24 protein-coding genes are annotated in these 19774 nt (G+C 60.5%); 19 read left to right on the top strand and 5 right to left on the bottom strand.

The features are described from left to right. Positions 1-4: 4 nt before the first annotated feature. The 12 genes from CAF78_RS22255 to CAF78_RS22205 are packed head-to-tail and all read left to right on the top strand — an operon-like array spanning position 5 to position 12243. Complete coding sequence (locus CAF78_RS22255) at positions 5-2782, top strand: phage tail tape measure protein (protein ID WP_158090051.1); 2778 nt, start codon at positions 5-7, stop codon at positions 2780-2782. 16 nt (positions 2783-2798) lie between these two features. Next, complete coding sequence (locus tag CAF78_RS22250; protein ID WP_085678086.1) at positions 2799-3383, top strand: hypothetical protein; 585 nt, start codon at positions 2799-2801, stop codon at positions 3381-3383. After that, positions 3383-3985 (top strand): hypothetical protein, encoded by a 603-nt coding sequence (locus tag CAF78_RS22245; protein ID WP_085678084.1) that lies wholly within the window; start codon positions 3383-3385, stop codon positions 3983-3985. The genes CAF78_RS22250 and CAF78_RS22245 overlap by 1 nt, the downstream gene beginning before the upstream one ends. 2 nt (positions 3986-3987) lie before the next feature. Then, positions 3988-4386 (top strand): hypothetical protein, encoded by a 399-nt coding sequence (locus CAF78_RS22240; RefSeq protein WP_085678082.1) that lies wholly within the window; start codon positions 3988-3990, stop codon positions 4384-4386. Beyond that, positions 4386-8960: a DUF1983 domain-containing protein gene (locus tag CAF78_RS22235; RefSeq protein WP_085678080.1), complete on the top strand. Its 4575-nt coding sequence runs from the start codon at positions 4386-4388 to the stop codon at positions 8958-8960. Before CAF78_RS22240 ends, CAF78_RS22235 begins: the two co-directional genes overlap by 1 nt. Next, on the top strand, positions 8960-10015 hold the full coding sequence (locus CAF78_RS22230) for a hypothetical protein (protein ID WP_085678078.1): 1056 nt from the start codon (positions 8960-8962) through the stop codon (positions 10013-10015). The genes CAF78_RS22235 and CAF78_RS22230 overlap by 1 nt, the downstream gene beginning before the upstream one ends. 9 nt (positions 10016-10024) lie before the next feature. Then, positions 10025-10480 carry a hypothetical protein gene (locus CAF78_RS22225; protein ID WP_085678076.1) on the top strand — a complete coding sequence of 152 codons (456 nt, stop codon included), beginning with the start codon at positions 10025-10027 and terminating at the stop codon, positions 10478-10480. A gap of 59 nt (positions 10481-10539) precedes the next feature. Beyond that, positions 10540-10773 carry a hypothetical protein gene (locus tag CAF78_RS22220; protein ID WP_085678075.1) on the top strand — a complete coding sequence of 78 codons (234 nt, stop codon included), beginning with the start codon at positions 10540-10542 and terminating at the stop codon, positions 10771-10773. Beyond that, entirely contained in the window at positions 10770-11207 is a 438-nt protein-coding gene (locus tag CAF78_RS22215; protein WP_085678073.1) for a structural protein P5, read from the top strand. The genes CAF78_RS22220 and CAF78_RS22215 overlap by 4 nt, the downstream gene beginning before the upstream one ends. Further along, on the top strand, positions 11204-11707 hold the full coding sequence (locus CAF78_RS22210) for a DUF2514 domain-containing protein (protein WP_085678071.1): 504 nt from the start codon (positions 11204-11206) through the stop codon (positions 11705-11707). Before CAF78_RS22215 ends, CAF78_RS22210 begins: the two co-directional genes overlap by 4 nt. Before the next feature lie 57 nt (positions 11708-11764). Next, positions 11765-11944, top strand: a complete 180-nt coding sequence (locus tag CAF78_RS28590) for a hypothetical protein (RefSeq protein ID WP_177408562.1) — start codon at positions 11765-11767, stop codon at positions 11942-11944. Next, positions 11941-12243: a hypothetical protein gene (locus CAF78_RS22205; protein ID WP_085678069.1), complete on the top strand. Its 303-nt coding sequence runs from the start codon at positions 11941-11943 to the stop codon at positions 12241-12243. The genes CAF78_RS28590 and CAF78_RS22205 overlap by 4 nt, the downstream gene beginning before the upstream one ends. A gap of 802 nt (positions 12244-13045) precedes the next feature. Here the strand turns inward: CAF78_RS22205 and CAF78_RS22195 are convergent. Continuing rightward, positions 13046-13351: an NIPSNAP family protein gene (locus CAF78_RS22195; protein ID WP_085678065.1), complete on the bottom strand. Its 306-nt coding sequence runs from the start codon at positions 13349-13351 to the stop codon at positions 13046-13048. Between the two features lie 765 nt (positions 13352-14116). Here CAF78_RS22195 and CAF78_RS28785 point away from each other — a divergent pair. The 4 genes from CAF78_RS28785 to CAF78_RS22170 all read left to right on the top strand — a co-directional run bounded on the left by CAF78_RS28785 (position 14117) and on the right by CAF78_RS22170 (position 15654). Further along, positions 14117-14401, top strand: a complete 285-nt coding sequence (locus tag CAF78_RS28785; protein ID WP_085678372.1) for a hypothetical protein — start codon at positions 14117-14119, stop codon at positions 14399-14401. 135 nt (positions 14402-14536) lie between these two features. Then, positions 14537-14833, top strand: a complete 297-nt coding sequence (locus tag CAF78_RS22180; RefSeq protein WP_085678061.1) for a hypothetical protein — start codon at positions 14537-14539, stop codon at positions 14831-14833. 131 nt (positions 14834-14964) lie between these two features. Continuing rightward, positions 14965-15153: a hypothetical protein gene (locus CAF78_RS22175; protein WP_085678059.1), complete on the top strand. Its 189-nt coding sequence runs from the start codon at positions 14965-14967 to the stop codon at positions 15151-15153. Between the two features lie 234 nt (positions 15154-15387). Continuing rightward, complete coding sequence (locus CAF78_RS22170; RefSeq protein WP_085678057.1) at positions 15388-15654, top strand: hypothetical protein; 267 nt, start codon at positions 15388-15390, stop codon at positions 15652-15654. A gap of 43 nt (positions 15655-15697) precedes the next feature. Here the strand turns inward: CAF78_RS22170 and CAF78_RS22165 are convergent, their stop codons facing one another. Continuing rightward, positions 15698-15934, bottom strand: coding sequence for a hypothetical protein (locus CAF78_RS22165; RefSeq protein WP_085678055.1), 237 nt, complete (start codon positions 15932-15934; stop codon positions 15698-15700). A gap of 437 nt (positions 15935-16371) precedes the next feature. After that, entirely contained in the window at positions 16372-16686 is a 315-nt protein-coding gene (locus CAF78_RS22160) for a hypothetical protein (protein ID WP_085678053.1), read from the bottom strand. A gap of 249 nt (positions 16687-16935) precedes the next feature. Between CAF78_RS22160 and CAF78_RS22155 the strand changes: the two genes are divergently transcribed. Together CAF78_RS22155 and CAF78_RS22150 are read left to right on the top strand one after the other, a co-directional pair. Further along, the gene (locus CAF78_RS22155) at positions 16936-17304 is read left to right on the top strand and encodes a hypothetical protein (protein WP_085678051.1); all 369 of its coding nucleotides are present in this window, start codon (positions 16936-16938) and stop codon (positions 17302-17304) included. A 221-nt stretch (positions 17305-17525) separates the two neighbouring features. Beyond that, a complete protein-coding gene (locus CAF78_RS22150) occupies positions 17526-17855 on the top strand; it encodes a hypothetical protein (RefSeq protein WP_085678049.1) in 330 nt (109 codons plus the stop codon). 16 nt (positions 17856-17871) lie between these two features. On the opposite strand, the gene osmE is transcribed toward CAF78_RS22150, so the two are convergent. After that, positions 17872-18237 carry an osmotically-inducible lipoprotein OsmE gene (gene osmE / locus CAF78_RS22145; RefSeq protein WP_085678047.1) on the bottom strand — a complete coding sequence of 122 codons (366 nt, stop codon included), beginning with the start codon at positions 18235-18237 and terminating at the stop codon, positions 17872-17874. Positions 18238-18364: 127 nt separating this feature from the next. Next, positions 18365-18571, bottom strand: coding sequence for a hypothetical protein (locus tag CAF78_RS22140; protein ID WP_085678045.1), 207 nt, complete (start codon positions 18569-18571; stop codon positions 18365-18367). A 219-nt stretch (positions 18572-18790) separates the two neighbouring features. On the opposite strand from CAF78_RS22140, the gene CAF78_RS22135 reads away from it, so the two are divergent. Beyond that, complete coding sequence (locus CAF78_RS22135) at positions 18791-19771, top strand: quinone oxidoreductase (protein WP_085678043.1); 981 nt, start codon at positions 18791-18793, stop codon at positions 19769-19771. Positions 19772-19774 lie beyond the last annotated feature (3 nt).

Genomic DNA, 19774 nt, shown 5'->3' with positions numbered 1-19774 from the left:
GACCATGGCCAAACCCGCTCCGGCGGGTTTTTTATTGTCCGGAGAAAGTATGAGCCAGGGTGATATTGCAGTACTTGGGATACGGGTTGAATCTGGCGAAGCTGCTGCTGCCGCAGACGATCTTGACAAGCTTGCTAAGGCCGGAAAGCGTGCCGAGACCGCGGCTGGCTCTGTAGGCGCCCAGGCCAAGGCATCCGGAGTGTCAATCAGAGATCTTGCTGCCGGCTCGACTTCTGCTGAGCAGGCCATGGACAGGTATACCCGACAGGCCCAGGCTGCCGGGATGTCGACTAAGGCTTATACGGCAGCGCTCCGAGGCGTGCCTGCTCAATTCACAGACATCGTCGTGTCTTTGCAGGGCGGCATGAACCCTTTCACCGTCCTTCTTCAGCAAGGCGGTCAGTTGAAAGATCAGTTCAATGGGATCGGTCCTGCGACGCGTGCGCTTGGCGGATATGTCGCAGGGTTAATCAATCCATTTACTGTTGCCGGTGCGGCTGTTGCTGGGCTGGGCGTTGCGTATTACAAGGGGAGCGAGGAGGCCCAAGAATTTCGAAAAGCGCTCATCCTCACCGGAAACGCAGCTGGAACCAACGCTGGCGCCATGTCCGATCTGGCTCGGCAGATTAGCACTACGGTGGGCACAACCGGGGCGGCTGCTGAGGTGCTTGCCCAGCTCGCAAGTCATGGAAAAGTCGCTGGGGACAGTATTGGCACCGTTGCGACTGCTGCCCTGCAGATGAAAGACGCGACAGACCGGGCCGTAGACGAGACCGTCGCCGAGTTCGTGAAGATCGGCAAGGACCCGGTTGCGGCAGCCAAAGAGTTGAACGAGCAATACAACTTCCTCACCGCGAGCACCTATGCCCAAATCGTAGCCCTCAAGGAGCAGGGCGATACTGTAGGGGCGGCCAAGCTTCTCACTGATACATACGCCCAGACTATCGATGCCAGGTCCAAGGAAATCGTCGAGAACCTCGGCTGGATAGAGAAAGCATGGCGCGGCGTTTGGGGGGCAGCAAAAGGTGCAGGTGATGCTGCATTAAGCTTTGGCAGATCCGAAGGATTCTCGGAGCAACTGGCCAAGGCGCAAAAGGATCTGGCGGATATCGATAAGATACTCGCCGGCAACCCCATTGCCGCCGCTGGCAAGGAGAACCAGGAGCGTCGAGAGATACTGGTTAGCACTATCCAGGCCCTTCAGGATCAGATACGCCTCCAAAAGTCCGCTGACCAGGCTCAGGAAAACTACCGCCAACGGCAGCGTGACTCGATCCTTTCTCAAGAAATGCTGAACGGCCAGCTGCGGACGACAGCAAGCAACCAGGACAAGCTGGCAGCACGCCTGAAGGAAATTAACGAACTCGCCAAGAAGTCTGCCGCCGGCGACGGTGGTCGCGTGTACAGCGAGGCAGAGCTGAACCAACTTCGCGATGCCGCCCGAGAGCAGTTCAAGGACAAGCCAGAGCCGAAGGGGCCGGTCTACCGCGAAGATGCGGGAACCAAGGCGCTGGACCAGGCCCGGCAGCAGTATTCGGTGCTTCAGCAGCAGAACGGCCTGATCGGCGCTCAGATCGGCCAGCAGCAGAAGCTCGGCGAGGCCGGACAGGCATTGGTGAAGTGGGAGCAGCAACTGGCGGACATCAAGGACAAGAAGGTCTTGACCGCCGACCAGAAATCCTTGCTCGCCAACCAGCAGCAGATCACCGCCCAGCTCAAGAAAAACGCCGAGCTGGAGAAGGAAATGCAGCTGCGCAAGGTGGCCACTGAGGAGGCGCAGAAGCTTGCTGCCTTCGAAGCTAACCTGAACAGCCAATTGCAGAGGTCCGCGATAGGTCTGAACAGCAACCTGGCCGGCGCAGGCCTCGGTGACCAGGCGCAGCAGCGTCTCCAAGAGCGCTTCAGCATCGAACAGCAGTATCAGCAGCAGATGGACAACCTGTTGCAGCAGCGCAACGAGGGCAGGATCAGCGAAGAGCTTTACCAAAAGGAGAACTCTGCGCTGCAGAACGCGCTAGACCAGCGCCTTGCCATGCAGGAGCAGTACTACCTTCGGGTAGATGAGCAGCAGTCCAGCTGGTCGCTCGGCGCGAAGGCTGCCTTCAACACCTACCTCGAGCAGGCCCAGAACGTAGCAGGCCAGACACGAACCTTGTTCACCAACGCCTTCAGCAACATGGAAGACGCTGTGGTCTCCTTCGTGAAGACCGGCAAGTTATCGTTCAAGGACTTTGCTGACGGCGTAATCGAGGACCTGATCCGCATCCAGGTGCGCCAGGCTGCAGCGGGCTTCTTGGGTTCGGCATTCGGTTTCCTCACCGGCGGCAGCCAAGCGCTGGGGCAGGGCACCATGACTGGATTCAGCGAAACGATCGCGTCGTCCGGGTTCTCTGGCGGCGGCTACACCGGCGACGGTGGCAAGTTCGAGCCGAAAGGCGTTGTGCACGGCGGCGAGTTCGTCCTTCGCAAGGAAGTGGTGGCCCAGCCGGGCATGCGCAATTACCTGGAGGGTCTCAACGTGAGGGGTTATGCCTCCGGAGGCTTTGTGGCGCCGCGTGTCGCCTCAAACGCAGCGTCCTATGCTGGCGGCCAGTCGGATACCTCGATCGGCTCCATGCCTGCGATCAAGCAAGAAATCACCGTTCAGGGCACTGCCGACGACGCCACCCTGGCCCGCATCCAGCAGGCTGCTCAAAAGGGTGCACAGGACGGCTACAACCTGGTGCTGCGCGACTTCAAGATGAACGGGCCGGCGCGGCAGCTGATCGCCCGCAACCGATAGCAAGAAGGAGTACTGCATGGCTATCCAATGGCCGGCATCGCTGCGCCCGTCGGAAATGACGTGGGGCATAGTCAACAACAGCCGCGCCTTCACCTCGACGCTCTCCAATGCCCAGCAGATTGTCGGGCAGCCGGGCGCGTACTGGCAGTGCACGATCACCTTCGGGCTTCTGACTAGGCGGCAAGAGCGCGAGCTTTCCGCCTTCCTCGGGCGCCTGGATGGGATGTTCGGCACGGTAAACCTGCCGGCGTTCACCAGGCGACGGGCGAACAACGTCGGCGCACTGAAGGTGGTGAGCGGGCCGGCGCAGGCCCGGGCCATTCAGATCAACGGAGCCACTGCGAACGCACAGGTGTTCTCTATGGGGGACTACCTGACGATCGCCGGCGAGATGTTCGAGGTGGTTCAGCCGGCGACGGCGAACGCCCAGGGCGTGGCAGTGGTGCAGATCAATAAGCGCATTCGGCGCTCAATTACGGCCGGAACGGCAATTGAGTACCTCAACCCGTACTCAGAAATGCGCATGACCCAGGACACCTGGAGCATGACCGTGCGCCAGGCCGTGTCGAACGGCAGCTACCAGTTCAGGGAGGCCTTCTGATGCCCTCGACGTTCCCATTCAGCCAGAGCGTGGTCGATATCATCGCCACCGGCAAATTCCTCAGCGTGTACGCCTGCCAGCTCGACTTCGAGGATGGCCCGGTGTACGCACACACAGGTACTGGTGACCTTGTGATTGGCGGCATAACGTATCTGGGGGTAGGGCAGTTCGGCGAGGTCGGGCAGTCGCAGGAGAGCGACAACTCGAACTCGCCCATGTCGATCGACTTGGCCCTTACCGGCCTGGACAGCTACATCATCACCGAGACCAACATCCGGGGATGTCGCGGGCGCTCGGGCAAGCTGATGTTTGTCGTGTTCGACGAGCAGGGTAATTACGCCGCCGACATCCTGTTCTCCGGCCGCATGGACGCCGCCACTTTTTCCTACGCCGGCAACGGTGAGGACGGCAACAAGATCACCGTCCCGATCGTTGACCGGATGGCCGAGTGGAGCCGCACGGGCACCGAGCGGTTCACCGACGAGAACCACCGGGCCCGCCACCAGGGCGACCGGTTCTTCTACGCCATCGCCCAGATGTCCGAATGGCCCATCTACTGGGGCTCCAAGAAGGACGCCCCGACGTTCGCCTACGAGAAATAGCCATGCGCTACCGAGACTGGACCACACGCCTCAGCGAAGTGATCAAGGCCGCCTTAGAGCGGCCTTTTTCATGGGGCGAATTTGACTGCTGCCTGTTTGCGGCGGACTGCGCGGTAGCGGTGTGCGGTACCGACCCGGCCGAGGCGTACCGCGGCACCTACGAGACCGAGGCGGGGGCGAAGCGGGCGCTGAAGAAGCAGCACGGAAGCCTTGAGGCAGCATGGGATGCCTGCTTCGCCCGGGTTGCGCCGGCATTCATCCAGCGCGGCGACATTGCCATGTACGAAGCGCCCGGCGGCAGGTCCATGGCCGTGTACTGGGCAAACGAATTCTGGGCGACCACTGACGACGGCGTGGCCCGCGTGGTGTGCGACCCGCTTGCGGTCTGGAGAGTTGAATAATGTCCAATGGCGTCAGGAAGATTGCTCAAGTCGCCGTCGGCGCGGTCATTGGCTTCGTGCAAGGCGGCCCGGTGGGCGCGGCCATTGGCGCCGGCCTGGCGTTCTACATGGCCGAGCAGCAGGAGAAGCTGAACACCAAGTCGCCGATGCGCGACAACGAGCCGTCGGCCCAGACCGTCCGCTCCTCCAAGGCGCCCGCGCGCTTCATCCTTGGTCGGGTCAGCACCGGTGGCGTGCTGGTCTGGGCGCAGGAGCAGGTCGGCGACCAAACCGATGGCGAGTGGCTGCACCTGGTGTACGTCCTCTGTGAAGGACCGATCGATGCCCTGGAGAACATCTACCTGGGCGAGGAGGAGATCTCCACCTACGGCGAGTACGCCTCCTACGAGCTCGTGGTCAACCCTGCGGCGGTGAACGCCTTCCTGAAGGCCAACTGTCCGGACTGGAAGGACGAGCAGATCGGTCGCGGCCTGTCGTTCGTGCGCCTGTCGCTGAAATACAACGCCGAGAAGTTCCCCTCCGGCATCCCCGACGCACGCTTCATCGTCCGTGGCCGTAACGATATCTACGATCCGCGCAGCGGCATGGCCGTGTACACTGAGAACACCGCGCTCCACATCCTCTGGTTCCTGCGCAACCGCTGCGGCGTGCCGGACGATGAGATCGTGTTTGAGACCTTTGCCAGCGGCGCCAACGTCTGCGACGAATCGGTCGCCAACCCTGACAGCACCACCAGCCCGCGCTATCGCAGCAGCTGCGTGATCGGCGCCGACGAGCAGCGCACCAACGTGCTGCAGAAGCTCGAGGCTGCCTGCGGTGGTCGGACTATCCGCGTCGGCGGGCGCTGGATGTTCCAGGCCGGGGCCTACTACGGCCCGTACGACTTCGAAATCACCGAGGACATGGTGATCGGTACCATCACCGGCAGCACCGAGCCGACCAATGACGCGGCGATCAACACGGTGCGCGGCACCTTCATCGATACCTCGCAGTCTTGGACAGAGACCGATTACCCCGAGGTCAGCGTTGCCGAATGGGTGGTCGAGGACGGCGGGGAGGCTGCGGAAACGCTGTCATTTTCCTATGTAACTGACGCCTACCAGGCCCAGCGCCTGGCGAACATCGAGCTTCGCCGCCGGCGCGCGGGTGGCACCATCAGCATTCCCATGAACTTTCTGGGCTACAACTGCCGGCCGGGTCGCGCAGTGCGCGTGAACCTGCCATCGCTGAACATCTTGGGCGAATTCATCGTCACCAACTGGAGCATGGGTGCGGACCAGGGGTGCACCGCCCAACTGCAGCAGTACGATGCAGCGCAGTTCGACGACGCCGTGGGCCAGCCGTACAACCCGATCGGCTTCATCAGCCTCCCAGCAGGCGGCCTGGGCAGTCCAACCGGGCTTGCCTGGACGGTTGAAGAGTCGGCAGAGGTCACGCAGGGCGTTCTGAGCTGGGTGCAGCCGGCCGGTATTGTGACCGCATACGCTGTCACCGTACGCCAAGGCTCCAACGCGGTGCAGGCCCAGCAGGTGCCGGCAACCACCCTGCAGCTGCCGCTGTCCGGTCTGCCCTCTGGCAGCTACACCTTGAGCGTGGCTGCCCTCGGCCCGCTGACCCGCTCCGGCGAAGCCAGCATCACCGTGAGCATCGATGGTCCGCCCATCCCTGAATCGTGCGTGGTGCAGTCGACCATCGACGCTATCACGCTGATCCCAGGCAACACGCTGCATGGGCTGAACGGCGGCACTTACGAGTATTTTTTCTCGACCAACCCGCAGGCCACGCAGGGCGATTACCTGGGCCAGGGCCTGACCTTGACCCACACCGGGCTGGCATTCGCCACCAACTACGCTTACTTCGTGCGATCGAAGAACGCCTACGGGGTGAGTGCTTTCCTGAAGGTGGTGGCGTCCACGTCTAACGATGTCACCAACATGCTTGGCGCGCTCAAGGACAAGATCGATAGCGGCATCCTGGCCCAAGAGTTGCGCAAGGAAATCGAGCTTATTTCGGGGCCGCCGACGCTGGACGGATCGGTTGCGCAGCGGGTTGCTGCTGAAGCTTCGGCGCGCATTCAGGCGATCGATGCGGAAGCCGCAGCCCGCGCTCAAGGCTTGTTGAGCGAGGCTCAGGCGCGTGGTGCTGCAATCACCAGTGAGGCTCAGACGCGGCAGTCGGCCGACACTGCGCTGGGGCAGCGAATCGATACCGTCACCGCTTCAACCGGGAACAACGCCGCGGCGATCCAGGCGGAGATCACCGCTCGCACTACTGGCGACACGGCGCTGGGCCAGCGGATTGACACCGTGGCGGCCAGTAGCGCATCGAACTCGGCAGCGATTGGCAACGAAGTCACGGCGCGAACCAATGCGGACGCGGCCCTGGCCTCACAAATCGCGACCATTCGCGCCGAATCGGGGGGCTTCGACACTGCTCTCAACTATGGGTTTGCCTCGACGGTTGAGGGCTGGAGCGGCGTGCGCAGCACATTGGCCGTTGAGAATGGCCGACTGATCGTCTCGAACACCGCTGCAGACGCCTACATCGCATCGCCTACGGTGTCGTTCAGTGGCCGAGACAACGACCGGATCCGGTGCCGCATCACGCGACGCTCGGGTTCGGGATGGCTGGGGCAGGTCCTGTACTTCACGCCGGGGCATTCCTCCTCGCCGTCGTACAGCAAGGTCATTGCCGACCCGGGCATACCGACGGGACAGTCGGTGGTGGTCGAATGGGACATGTCCCAGCTGACAGCGGGTGGCAACGACTGGACCAGCAGCACCATCACCCGAATCGTGATTTACCTGAGCGCTGCTGCGGGTGACGTGTTTGAGATCGACTGGATATCCATCGGGCACATCGCGCCTTCGGCCTCTGTTGCATCTGTGGTCGAGGAGCAGGCAGCGCGGATCAGCGGCGACCAGGCGAACGCTCAGGCCATCACTGGCCTGTCCAGCAGTCTACAAACCACCAATGGCAATGTCACTCTGGCCCAGCAGGCGGCACAGGCGGCTTCCGATAAAGCTGGCGCTAAGGGTGAGGTCATTTACGGCAGCGCGGAGCCGGCCACAGACAAGCGCCTGGCGCAGAATCTGTGGATCGACACCACCAGCAATGCCAACACGCCGAAGCGATGGAGCGGCTCGGCCTGGGTGGCTGTTACGGACAAAGCGGCGACCGACGCGGCGACTGCAGCTGCGCAGGCGCTGGCCCAGGTTGCGACCAAGGCGGATGCCTCCGCTCTTCAGGCGCTGGATACCAAGGTCACGAACCAAGGGGGCCAGCTTACCAGCCAGGGGGAGGCGCTGACGCAGTTGCAATCGACTGTCGGCAACATCGGCGGATCAGGCTCCAACCTGCTGAGCGACCAATACAGCTGGCTGACCTCGACCACGCTTCCGGCTACCGTTCTGGGGCCTAACACCACGCGTGTCGGCGTTGCAGTGGCTGCCGCAGACTCAGGCTTCGGCTACCAGGTGACGGCAAACTCTGCGGTCGAGTACCTGATGCTGTGCCCGGTATACGGTGACACAGGGTTCAACCTGCGGATCGAGCCAGGCACCTACCTGGTGTCGATGTATGTCCAGGGCAGCGCCGCCGGGACCGCGCGGGTATCGCTGTTCAATGGCACCTCCCGTGTGTCGCCTGACGTAGCCTTCACTACCACCCGTCAGCGCCTGACGTTCCCGGTAACGGTCACCGACAGCGCTCGGGTGGCGGTGACGATCTACTTCAACCGGACTTCAGTCGCCAACCTGTCGGTGGTGATCGACTCGGTGATGGTCGAGAAGCGCATTGGTGAGAACAATGCGCCATCGCCGTTCGTGGCCGGCCCGTCGGCGCGAGCCTTGGCGGGGCAGGCAACCGCCATCAGCCAACTTAGCACGCAGGTCACGCAGCAAGGGGCGACGATTACTGCGCAGGCAACACGCCTTGATGGCCTCTATGTCCAGGTCAACCCCGAGCTGGAGGGTGATGCCTCCGGTCTGGCTGGCGCTACGGGTGGATTGGTCGGGGTGTGGACAGAGCAGTCCGCTCGCGTCGAGGGCGATATCGCCCAGGGCCGGCGCGTGGACACCGTTCAGGCACAGATGGGGCAGACCAACGCATCGATTCAGCAATTGAGCGAGGTGGTGGTCAGCCTGGATGGCGAGGTCTCCGCGAAATCCACATGGAAGGTCGAGACGAATTCTCAGGGCAGGCACGTTGCCACGGGCATCGCCATCGGCAGTGACGGTGTCGAGGGAGAGATCCTGCTCTCGGCGCAGCGCGTGGCGATCATCGACGGGGTTAATGGTCAGACGGTTCTGCCGTTTGTGGTGCAGAACGGCGAGGTGTTCATCAACCAGGCGGTGATCAACAAGGCCTTCATTCAGGAAATCGTCGCAGGCATGACTATTCGATCCGCTGCTTTGAACGCCCAAGGCCTGCCGTTGCTGGAGATGAACTTTGTCACGGGCGCAGTGAGCATTCGCGGGCAGGATGCCAACGGCTCAACGCTGCTGAACAACGGCGGCCTGTACGTCTACGACATCAACGGTATTGAGCGGGCCGCTGTGGGGAGGTTGACCTGATGGCCGATTTGTACGGGCTCCGCACGCGGGATGCGGTCGGGGCCATTACCCTGGATACCACTATTACCCCGATCCGCTCCCTGAAGATGATGCAGGTGGTGGGGAATGGCGCGCAGGACCAGTACATCGCCATACCTGAGATTCAGGCGGCGTCGTTCGTGGTGGTGGACGCGTTGTTCGATTCTGGTGAGAACACGTACAGCCCCCAAGCCTGGTACTCGCAGGGCCAGCTGCAACTTCGCCGCCCCATGAGTTTGCAATGGCAGGTGATGATTCTCTCGCAGGGCGGTGAGCCATTCGCCGCCCCCGGGAGCTATGGGATTCGGGCGAAGAACAACTCTGTGCGCACGCAGATTGACGCCGTCAACAAGCTGCTGAACGTCCGGTACAACGGCGCGCTCAACCTGGGCCAGCAGGGGCCAGGGTCAGGGAGCGTCATTCAGTGGGGAGATGTCACATTTCCTGCGCCAATCACGACGGTTGAGCGGCCTTTGATCTTCTTCAATGCCGCCGACTACATGATGATCGGCAACCTTTCCGTCAAGGGAGGGCCTGGAAACTGGACCGGATTCCGGATCAAGTCCTTTCCCTCCCGGGCGGCCCACGGGGACATTGCCCTCTACCCCATGGCAATCAAGTGGTTTTGCGCGAGCTACCTGGCGCCAAGTACTCCTGTGGGCGAATACGGCGCCTCGGTTCGTGATGCTGTGGGGAGCCGGATTTTCGTCACCACGGCAAACCTGTCCCTGCTCAACAGCCAGCCCGCGACCACGCAGTTTGTCACCGCCGGCACGCCGATCACTGGAGCAGGGTATTACGCCTCGCCCGCGCAGATGCCGTGGACTGGCAGTTTCGAGGATTACGTGTTGGGGAACGCTCTGTTTTCAAACACCAACGTGGGGCAAACGACGCAGCCGATCCGAGCCAACTTCGGCGGATTCCTTTCCGGGAATAGAGGTGTCCTGCAGATGTACTGCGAGAACTTCGACGGGGTCAACCCGGTAAGTGTCAACGGGCGAACGCTGTTCGCTTCTCGCCCCATGAAGCCAATTTAAGGAGCCCAAATGACCAAACAAGTAATCAACCTGGGTACCGCGCCGAGCGGCGCCGGCGGAGATGATCGACGCAGCGCCTGGCTGAAGGCCATCGCGAATTTCGACGAAATCTATCAATTTATGGACGGGCTGCAGAGCCAGGCCAATAGCAACGGCTATTTCGTAAAGTACCCTGACGGCACCATGGAGGTTACCGGCTTCGTGATTCTGCCGGCCCAGGTGATCAGCATCGGCGTGTCGGCCACCCGTGTGTTCGCTGCGCCCTTCGTGGGCATCCCTACCGTGGTGTACTCCTGTGATGGCGCGTCGGGCACCGGTGCCCAGAACGACGTGGGGCTGGTGAACATGAACGGCACGTTCATCGCGGTCACTCAAACCCAGTTCACGCTCAACTCCTACTCGTACCGAAGTGCAACCGCCAACCCTACCCGCTGGTCGTTCAGAGCGACAGGCCGCTGGAAATAACCCACATGCCATCCAATCCACCCGCTTCGGCGGGTTTTTTTATGCCCGGAGAAAGCCTCATGCCTTACATCGTCATCAACTCGAGCAACTTCTACGACCCCGCCAACCTGGTTGAGCACCCTACAGAGGCAGACGCCGACGCTGCCGCCCGCGAACTGCTGAAGGCGCAACCTACGGCCATTGTTCGAACGGCCCAGGTGATCAAGCGCTACAGCGCGCAGGTGCAGATCACTGCCGAAGAAGCGCAGGACGTTTTGCCTGAGGCCGTGGTGGCAGAGGAGGCTGCACAATGAGCACTCCTCGCGGCATCCGCAACCGAAACCCCGGCAACATCGATTTCAACCCGCGCAACGACTGGCAGGGCCAGATCGGCAAGGAACCTGGTGGCCGCTTCGCCATCTTCGACACGCCCGAGAACGGCATCCGCGCCCTGGGCAAGCTGCTCATCAACTACCGGGGCAAGGACGGCATGCCCGGTGTGGGCGGGAAGGGCATCGACACAGTGCTCGAAACCATCAATCGCTGGGCGCCGAGCAACGAGAACGACACCCAGGCCTATGCCTCGGCCGTGGCCAAGCGCATCGGCGTGCGCACCACTGAGCCGATCAACATCAAGGACCCTGCCACGCTGCGCGGAATGGTGGTCAGCATCATCATCCACGAGAACGGCAGCAATCCTTACGCGGCGGCGATCATCGACGAGGGTGTGCGGAGGGCGCTGGCATGAAGTCTTGGGCCATCAGGGTGGCAGTGCTGCTGGCGCTGCTGGCTTCGTACTGGGGCGTCTACCAGCACGGGCGATCGGTGGAGCGGGCCGAGGCCGCCGCTGCATCGGCGAAACGGGACAGCGGCGACCGTCTGGCCGAAGTAATCGGCGAGCGCGGCGCTCGACAGGAAGAGCAACGACGCGCCCAGGCGCAGGAGGAGGCGAGAGCCAATGCTCAGGAAGAACGAACGATTGCTGTTCTTGGTGCCGCTGGCGCTGATCCTGCTGGTCAGCGGGTGCGCGGTGACGCAGCCAATTTCGCCGCCGCCGTCAGTTGCCCCGGCACGGATACCGCCGCTGTCGCCCGAGGCCAGGCAGCCACCCGCGCCGCCATGGTGCTCTCCGACCTGTTCGCACGGGCTGATGCTAGAGCGGGAGAGCTGGCGAAAGCTTATGATCTCGCCCGGATTGCTGGGCAACAGTGCGAGCGAGAGCGCGACTCCCTGACGCCGCCCAGCTGACCGAGTTGCCGTCGGGCTTGATCTGTGGCTACGATACTGTATCGATATACAGTGTTGGTGCCCTATGTACTTCCTTCTCGTCCGCCGCCGTGTGAATGGCCTGGCTATCCCCTCCGAATCCCGCGCCTGCACGACGCCAAGGTCAACGGCATGGCCCAGCTCGGCATGAACATCAACGGGGTCGAGGACATCGACGGCGTGCTGTATGCGCAGTCCTGGTGGTGCAGGGCCGAATGATGAGCACATTGCCAAGAGCTTGGCTGGATGAGCTCAACGACCAAGCCGAACTGATCAACGACCCAGATGGCCGCGCAATCGTCCTGGCCGAGATGGCATTCGCTGCTCACCGGCGCCGAGAGATCGATTCAGATCAGCTGTCTGACATGCTGGAGTTCGTCGAGGCTGCGCGATACTTCGGATTGAATGAAGTTGATGAGTGGTACGAGCTAGGGATATTTGGCCATCATGAGCCGTTGCCGGAATGGGGAAATCAGTTCTTCAAGGGAGTTGGCAAGGCCCCACCCAAGGATAGGTAGGCCGTCGGCAGAACGCCGGAGGAGGAGGCTTCGACTGTCTAAAACCGCGCTGCAGCTTCTCGGTTTTACTGGGCGAAACTCGCCCAAAATCGCCAATGCATATTTGACAGGGTCGACGCATAGGCCGCTGCTGGCGCGGCCTGAGGTCTATTTTCCACACTACTGCTGCATTACTGGCAGTTGCGCACGTCGAAGAGGTATGACCCGATTACTTCGGCCCGACGTGCAAATTGTTCGATGGCCTTGCTCCTCAGCAGCTCATCCCCGGCTTCCAATTCCACAAGCACACTGTGGATGGCGTCGTAAAAACGCTCGTAAGGGATCGAATAGCCCAGCTGTGCAAAAGCCACATTGAGCGCTTGGTGAAACCGCTCCTCATCCTGTGGGTGGCGAGTGTGCCAGGTTCTAACGCGGAGCCACGGTAGCAGAAACGTCTGCAGCGCTATTACGTCCAATGATCAAATTCCATTTGGTGTTGGGAGCCCTGAGCATAACGATTTTTTACCTCCTGCTTAAGAAAAAATCGATTCCAAAACTTAAGCGTCGACCCTTGCGGTGTGCGGCTTGTAGCCGTGCCGTTTCGTCTCTGTTTTGGAATCGAATTTGCCCCTGATGCGGCATGGATTGGGCGCTTATACCACGGTCTTGAAAACCGTTGAGTAGAACCTACGCCTAGGCGCACCCGTTGGGCGGCTCGACATCAGCCTCTGCGTACGACTGCTTTCGACCCATTGAGGACACCCGCAGGGTCGTGACGATGGGTAGACCAGATCGACTCCATGGTCGGGAGGTTACCTTAGTATTACGCAAGCAAAGGGCGAAGGAAGCTTCTCTCGTAGCTCACGATGAACTTCAATTCGGACGCTTCCTCAACCAAACGCAAACATTCAGGATCGACTGCGGCTTCTTGTCGATACCGTTCGTAGTCGGCAAGGCTGGAGAAGCTAAAGAGGCAATACGCGACGTTATTTGCTCCTTCAGCTGGGAGGAAGTAGCCGTGATGCTGTCCACCCATTCGGGTGACTACTGGAATCCAAGCGCGAGAATAGCGTTCGAACGCATTGATCTGATAGGGATCTATGACGTACCGGACATGGCAGGTGATCATGAAATCGTTCCTTGATTTGGGATCGTTATTCTAGGGAGAGGCGACGGCGGGTCAAGAGCAATTGCAATTGCAATTGCCCAAGTGTGGATGTGGTTCTTGAATCGCCCCCGGTGTGGTATCACGAATGGCCGCAATGGGTCGAAAGCGGACCGCCAACGGCAGCCACCAGGTGATACCAATTTTGATACCACTGATACGAAAATGAGGGGTGGAGGAGGGGGATTTCGCCCAATAAAATCAACCCCTTAGCACCGCTCAACACCCCTAAAATACTGCATGGTGATGTTGGCGGTGGAGATCAAGGAGCTTACCTATCAATAACTTACGTGGCTTCTTCGCAGCTGCGGACCCATTTCGGACCAATCTGGAGCTTTTCCAGCTCCTGCCAGTCGTTGGACGAGTTAATCCAGCGCGCATGAGTCGATAAGAGCATCTGCACGCTATGCCCGAGCTGTTGGGCGATAAATGCGGGGGGTGAGGCCGAACATTGCGTGCATTGTCGCATAGGTGGGGCAGCGTTTGTATGGGGCGCCGCGCCTGATCCTCAAATCGTTGAGCATTGGCATCCACTGCCCGTCGGCATTTCCCGTGATGGATGGCCTTGGCAGCCCTGTCGCGGCAGTGGAAGGAGGGAAGACGGGCTAAAGAAAAATGGAGCTTTTGTTCGTGACCGGTGGTCAAGCTAGTTGGATAGGCCTAATTACAAATGAATGGCCTGCCCGTCCTGGTTTCACCAACAAGCCACCGACGGTGGAGGAGAACACGATGCGAAGAAGAGGCGGCGTGTACTGGGCGTGGTCAGACCCCACGCTTCACCATCGATCCCACGAAGAAACGCTGCACGACGGCACCCTCATCGATGTGCAGGTGAGACTTTCGCGCACCGGTGGAACGCAACTTTTTCTAGGTGTCTACGCACGCTCCGGCATGGCACTGCATGAAGAGGCCTACGACTCCAGGCCCGGCGAATCGATGTACCGGTCGCTAGCCTGGGGTATTGGTCAAGCGCGTCGAGTTGCTGATGGGTGCACCCCTGCTGGAGAGGGATAAGAGCTGGCCGGCGTGCATGTGTACTCCCGTCAGGATTGCCATTTCGGCCGAAATATGGCGGCGCACGTTAACGAATGTACCGAGGTAAAACCAACGTGGGCCAGGCGATGCCGGCATTGATCTAAGGAGCATGAGATGAAGCAATTAGTGCTGGTGGCTTTGCTGGCAGCGTCAGGCGCCGCTCAGGCTGGGATTCCACTGTTCAACGCAACATGCCCCGGGAAAATCGAAGTCCATGCAGGCAAGGGCGGCCCGATCTACATCAATGGCAAAGAGGGCAAGCTGAAGAAGGTCAACGACAACTACTTCGAAGCCAAGGCCAGCGGAGTGACCATTTCTCTGTCGATCAATCCAGACGGCTCTCCGAGCGTTTCATACACCGGAAGGAATCGGGCCAATGGCGTTTGTCAGGTGAAGGAGCAGGGCTCTTGAAGTGCTGGCAATCCGCAAAGTCATCCATTAGGCGGCTGTAGTGCTGCAACGGTTCTCATTGCAACGGCCGTACGCTGTTCCAGTTCGCCGTGTCGACTAGAATTGGAACAGAGGGGACTGCGAGGTGAGTCATGCGCTACTCAAAGATCAGGCCGTTTCTCTGGTGGGCTGGCGCCTTGCAGTTTTTCGCGATCCTGGCGGCCATCGAGCATAGGGCATGGGATGTGGTGTTCATTTGCCTGATGGTGATTGCGGTGGGTATGTGGTTCGCCCGAGATGCGCAGCGTTTGGAGGCCAGCAAGCACCCGAGTACCAGATAATCAGCCTCGCCGGACAAGCAGAAACACGTTCGTATAGATTCCGCGGCGCCCTGGTACACGCCATGCAGCGATTTGACAGTGTCCTGCTTCACAGGCGCGCAAGTGCGCGCCGGTGCCTGGCCCGAGATGGACTACACTTCGAGCCGAAGCTGATTGTGACCGGGCTTCATCAAGCTATCGTCGCTCTGGCGATTCACACCGACGGGCCTTCAATGGCTCAAAGAGGGTGCACCAATGGCGACCATCGATACTGAAGTCTTCGCGCAAGGGCTGTTGCAGGTCGAGGCCTGCTGGCAGAGGTATATCTCATCGCAGCGACTTGCCGAAGGGTTGAGGGGGAACGCCCTGAAGGGTGCCCTTGAGCTTGCTGACCAACACTTCAGGCATTTTCAGAACCAGAGTCAGCGATTCTATGCCGAGGTTCGCAAGCGCGTGACTGACGCTGAAAAACTGGAACGCGACATGGCGTTATACCCTCACTACTACCTGCCAAAGTCTTGAGATCGGTTACGTGGCAAGGCGCTCGCATTGGGCGAGCGCCTCGTCAGCCTTCCGGCGGGTTCACACCACAGACAAACTCATCCGAGCCAAGCCGGTGCGAGCCGAATTCCACGACGTAGCCGTCACCTCGGCGCTGTGCCTCTGCCTTGGCAGTCTTCTGGTCGGCATAGACGTCGACAAAGTGCCAGGGATGCATGGCGCGTAACACCCCCCATCCCAGTACCCAGCCCTTGTTGTCAGGGTCGGGCGGAAGGTTTTTGGCCAGGCTGCGTATGCTCATGTCTCTCTCCTTGTAAGGGGCCACTTGACGGTACTACCGCTGAAAACACTTTGTAATCTGAATGTTTATCCACGCTGGATGGGTGGCCAGCCAAGTCAACCCACACCTGGCTGCATGAAACACGATCAGCGGCCGCCCCCCGGCCCGAACCTCCGGCCTTTGCGCAGTCCAACGTATGCAAGGCCTTGCTTCGCCTGGCCGGAGGTATGCACATGAAACGCAAGACTGCATGGGTTGTCGTGTTGTCAGGGTTGTTGTTGCTCAGTGGCTGCTGGCCGTACTGGCACGACGGAGGCCATCATCACCGGCATTACTACGATAACGATCGTGGGGGGCACCAGGACTATCGTCGCTACTGACGCCAGTCAGCAAGCAGCACTCTAGCCATCAGCTATTCGCCCATCACCAGAGGATAGGGCGGATAGCTTGCAGGGGCGTCATGCTTCATCGAGCAAGCGCTCAGGGTTGAAAAAGAACGATGCAATGATCACGGCGCTTATCACGCCCAACGCGTCCGCGATCAGCAACAGGAATTCACTGCCATCTCCCAGCAGCGCCTTATGGCTGACGGCGAAGCTTGCCCCGTGGGGAAAGGCGGCAATGCCCAGCAATGCCACCGCCAGCGCAGCCGACAACAGCCTGATATACGCCCTGCCAAACGCCAGCGTGTAGGCCCAGAAGACAAAGATGCTCAACACGGCAAGGCCGGTGGACGTCACGAACTGCGCGAGTACTTCCAGCCACCACACCATGGTTTTCTCCTGAACGGTGCACCGGGTCGGTTCCCATGAGAATCATGGCCAGTTGAAATCGTTCCGCTCGGCTAAAGAAATAACGCGAAAGCCACATGAGCGGCCGGCCATCGACCCTCGCGCATATAGCGAACAAGCCTATAGTGCTACGCAGGTTGCGCAGTACCATGGGCCAATGAAAACCAAAAAAGGGCGTAGTGCTTGGCAACGCTTTCCCAAGTTCCAGAGGGGGCAGCAGGAGCGTGTCGCGTGAAGAGTTCAAGATCGGTCGCAGGCGCAGTACTGTTAACCACTTTCGCCACGCTGTTCATGGCCGGGTGCGCCCAGAACCCGGATGTGCGGGAGAGCCATGATTATACGTCTGGCACCACCGGGAGAAGTACGCCAGCCTATCTGGGGTGCGTCAAAGGTGAACTTCAAGGCAACGTGAAAACCTATGAAGTGGACGGCGACAACTCGGTAAAACTGTACGTCGAAAGTACCGACCCCAATAAGGCTGATGGCCTGGTCGAACTACGCGGCACGGGAACCCAGCGCCAGTTCACCGCCTATCAGCGCGACGCCTGGTACGACCATGGCAGGCTGCTTGACGCTGCATTGATGTGCAAAAAAGCCTGATGTGTTGATCTGCAAGTGCAAAAAGCCCGCACATGAGCGCGGGCTTTTTGCGATGGGTGCCGATCCCTCAGCGTTTTTGATTCTAAGGGAAGCCACTGGCTTGCCCCATTCGACGGAAGTCTTGCGCTATTGCATTTCAGGCAAAGACACGACCTTGGTGGATTACTTCTGCGGCTCGATCCCGGCTAGAATGGCGCACGTTCCATTCTGGTTAATTGCAAATGCCAACGTTTCGCATCCTTTTATGTTCCGTAGTTGCTGCCAGCCTTGCCGCGTGCGCAAACCCAGGCAAGCCTACCGCCAGCAAGCTGACTGCAAAATCCCCTGAAGATTACGCCGCCTGCGTACTGCCAAAGTGGCAGGCGTTGTCCCCCCAGACCACGCAAAAATCCATCAACCACGGTTATCGGCTGACCGCGCCCAGCGCCGTGACTTCGGACGAAGTGCTGGAAGTCGTTGAATATCACGACGGCAGCCGGGCAACGTTCTATAAAGGCAGTTTCCTGTCGAGTGACAAGTTGCGCCTGGCCGCCAGAGAGTGCCTGGAGTAACCGGCAGCCCTTGGCATCAATAGCCTGAACCGCCCATGCCGCCCATGCTGGGCAATGCTTGCCGGGACTTGAGCTGCGCATTGCTCCATTCGGCGCAGGTCATGAAGCTGGTCTTGTCGACCTTCCCGGCCTGGTCGAAGCTGACCATGTAGGGCTGTTGCTTTTGCCCCGGCTGGGTGAGCATGTAGTCGAAGCAAGTACCCGGCACTGCCGTGCGCTCGGACTCGGCGCCCGGCTTGCCGCCAATTTGCAGCACTTGCGCTTTGCTCATCCCGGTATCGACTTTGGCTACCAGCGGCTGGTCATGATAGAGGGATGCGTTGCTTGAACAGCCCGTCAGCGCTGCCAATAGCAGGGTCAGCGCACATGTTGAATGGTTCATGACCGTGCTCCCGTCAGAGAACGCCGTTACCAGACAGCATCAATCCACTCGGCTATTCATCATACGCCTGTATTGCGTCACCCGGCGCAGCGTGCACCACTTCACACATGGCGGGGCAGGTAGCTTGCTATCTGGCGCGCTGCGCCATGTTCAGGCTTCGACACTGGACCTCGGCGTCGGTCTTGCTGGGGTAACTGGGTTTGAGCCGCTCCTTTTCCTGATTGTCATAGATATCGAAACCACCACACACGGTTGCCGCGTAGTAGCGGCTGCCGATGCGGAACGATTGCTTTTCGATGGGCACAGCCGGAACGATAACGAATCTCGGTTGCATGTTTCGTGCCTCCCCAGGCAGAGACCTAAGTATTAGTCGGGCCTTTGCTAGCCATCAAGGCGGCTCATGAAGAAAAGATTGCAGCTCCCCGCCGCTCGATCTGTCATCAAATGAAAACCCGCTGTCGCCCGATGCGAAGCGTCCCGCACCCCGAGCGCTTACATTCCAATTACCCAGAACTGACGCCTTGCGTCCAGATCGATGATTGGAGAGACAAGCATGTCCAAAGTCGTACGTTTCCATCAGACCGGTGGCCCCGAAGTGCTGCGCTACGAGGATGCCGAGGTCGGTGAGCCCGGTCCGGGGCAGGTGCGCCTGCGTCAGGTGGCGGTTGGCCTGAACTACGCCGACACCTACTTTCGCAACGGTACCTACCCGATCCCGCTGCCCAATGGCATCGGCGTGGAAGCGTCCGGCGTGGTGCAGGCGGTAGGCGAGGGCGTGAACCAGGTGGCGGTGGGTGACCGGGTGACCTACACCGGCTTCCTCAACACCCTCGGTGCCTATTGCACCGAGCGCCTGATCCCCGCCGCGGCGCTGATCAAGCTGCCGGAAACCATCGCCTTCGAGACCGCCGCCGCCATGACCATGCGCGGCCTGACCGCAGCCTACCTGATGCGCCGGCTGTACGCCTTCAAGCCCGGCGACACCGTGCTGCTGCATGCCGCAGCCGGCGGCGTTGGCCTGATCGTCGCGCAATGGGCGCGGCTGCTGGGGCTGAACGTGATCGGCACGGTGTCCACCGAGGCCAAGGCCGAGGTCGCCCGCGCCCATGGCTGCAACCAGATCATCAACTACAGCGTCGAGGACGTGGCCAGCCGCGTGCGTGAGCTCACCGATGGCGTCGGCGTCAACGTGGTGTTCGACAGTGTCGGCAAGAACACCTTCATGGGCTCGCTCGATTCGCTCAAGCGCCGTGGCCTGATGGTCTGCGTGGGCACCGCCTCCGGCACCATCCCGCCGTTCGACCCACAGTTGCTGGCGATCAAGGGCTCGCTGCAGCTGACCCGCCCGGCACTGGCCGACTTCATTGCCGACCCGGCGGAAAAGGCCGACCTGGCCGGCGAGCTGTTCGACCACGTCAGCAGCGGCCGCATCCGCATCGAGATCAACCAGCACTATGCCCTGCAGGACGCCGTCCAGGCCCACCGTGACCTGGAAGCGCGCAGGACCACCGGCTCGTCGATCTTCGTCATCTGAAGA

Source organism: Pseudomonas sp. R28(2017) (assembly GCF_002112505.1).
Classification (GTDB): Bacteria; Pseudomonadota; Gammaproteobacteria; order Pseudomonadales; family Pseudomonadaceae; genus Aquipseudomonas.
Note: the sequence above shows the minus strand (reverse complement) of the source record. Positions and strands in the feature narration are given on the sequence as shown.

Excerpts from the sequence above, each read along its gene's own strand:
- CAF78_RS22255 (WP_158090051.1), top strand. The coding sequence starts at position 5 with ATGGCCAAACCCGCTCCGGCGGGTTTTTTATTGTCCGGAGAAAGTATG.
- CAF78_RS22250 (WP_085678086.1), top strand. The coding sequence starts at position 2,799 with ATGGCTATCCAATGGCCGGCATCGCTGCGCCCGTCGGAAATGACGTGG.
- CAF78_RS22245 (WP_085678084.1), top strand. The coding sequence starts at position 3,383 with ATGCCCTCGACGTTCCCATTCAGCCAGAGCGTGGTCGATATCATCGCC.
- CAF78_RS22240 (WP_085678082.1), top strand. The coding sequence starts at position 3,988 with ATGCGCTACCGAGACTGGACCACACGCCTCAGCGAAGTGATCAAGGCC.
- CAF78_RS22235 (WP_085678080.1), top strand. The coding sequence starts at position 4,386 with ATGTCCAATGGCGTCAGGAAGATTGCTCAAGTCGCCGTCGGCGCGGTC.
- CAF78_RS22230 (WP_085678078.1), top strand. The coding sequence starts at position 8,960 with ATGGCCGATTTGTACGGGCTCCGCACGCGGGATGCGGTCGGGGCCATT.
- CAF78_RS22225 (WP_085678076.1), top strand. The coding sequence starts at position 10,025 with ATGACCAAACAAGTAATCAACCTGGGTACCGCGCCGAGCGGCGCCGGC.
- CAF78_RS22220 (WP_085678075.1), top strand. The coding sequence starts at position 10,540 with ATGCCTTACATCGTCATCAACTCGAGCAACTTCTACGACCCCGCCAAC.
- CAF78_RS22215 (WP_085678073.1), top strand. The coding sequence starts at position 10,770 with ATGAGCACTCCTCGCGGCATCCGCAACCGAAACCCCGGCAACATCGAT.
- CAF78_RS22210 (WP_085678071.1), top strand. The coding sequence starts at position 11,204 with ATGAAGTCTTGGGCCATCAGGGTGGCAGTGCTGCTGGCGCTGCTGGCT.
- CAF78_RS22205 (WP_085678069.1), top strand. The coding sequence starts at position 11,941 with ATGATGAGCACATTGCCAAGAGCTTGGCTGGATGAGCTCAACGACCAA.
- CAF78_RS22195 (WP_085678065.1), bottom strand. The coding sequence starts at position 13,351 with ATGATCACCTGCCATGTCCGGTACGTCATAGATCCCTATCAGATCAAT.
- CAF78_RS28785 (WP_085678372.1), top strand. The coding sequence starts at position 14,117 with ATGCGAAGAAGAGGCGGCGTGTACTGGGCGTGGTCAGACCCCACGCTT.
- CAF78_RS22180 (WP_085678061.1), top strand. The coding sequence starts at position 14,537 with ATGAAGCAATTAGTGCTGGTGGCTTTGCTGGCAGCGTCAGGCGCCGCT.
- CAF78_RS22175 (WP_085678059.1), top strand. The coding sequence starts at position 14,965 with ATGCGCTACTCAAAGATCAGGCCGTTTCTCTGGTGGGCTGGCGCCTTG.
- CAF78_RS22170 (WP_085678057.1), top strand. The coding sequence starts at position 15,388 with ATGGCGACCATCGATACTGAAGTCTTCGCGCAAGGGCTGTTGCAGGTC.
- CAF78_RS22165 (WP_085678055.1), bottom strand. The coding sequence starts at position 15,934 with ATGAGCATACGCAGCCTGGCCAAAAACCTTCCGCCCGACCCTGACAAC.
- CAF78_RS22160 (WP_085678053.1), bottom strand. The coding sequence starts at position 16,686 with ATGGTGTGGTGGCTGGAAGTACTCGCGCAGTTCGTGACGTCCACCGGC.
- CAF78_RS22150 (WP_085678049.1), top strand. The coding sequence starts at position 17,526 with ATGCCAACGTTTCGCATCCTTTTATGTTCCGTAGTTGCTGCCAGCCTT.
- osmE (WP_085678047.1), bottom strand. The coding sequence starts at position 18,237 with ATGAACCATTCAACATGTGCGCTGACCCTGCTATTGGCAGCGCTGACG.
- CAF78_RS22140 (WP_085678045.1), bottom strand. The coding sequence starts at position 18,571 with ATGCAACCGAGATTCGTTATCGTTCCGGCTGTGCCCATCGAAAAGCAA.
- CAF78_RS22135 (WP_085678043.1), top strand. The coding sequence starts at position 18,791 with ATGTCCAAAGTCGTACGTTTCCATCAGACCGGTGGCCCCGAAGTGCTG.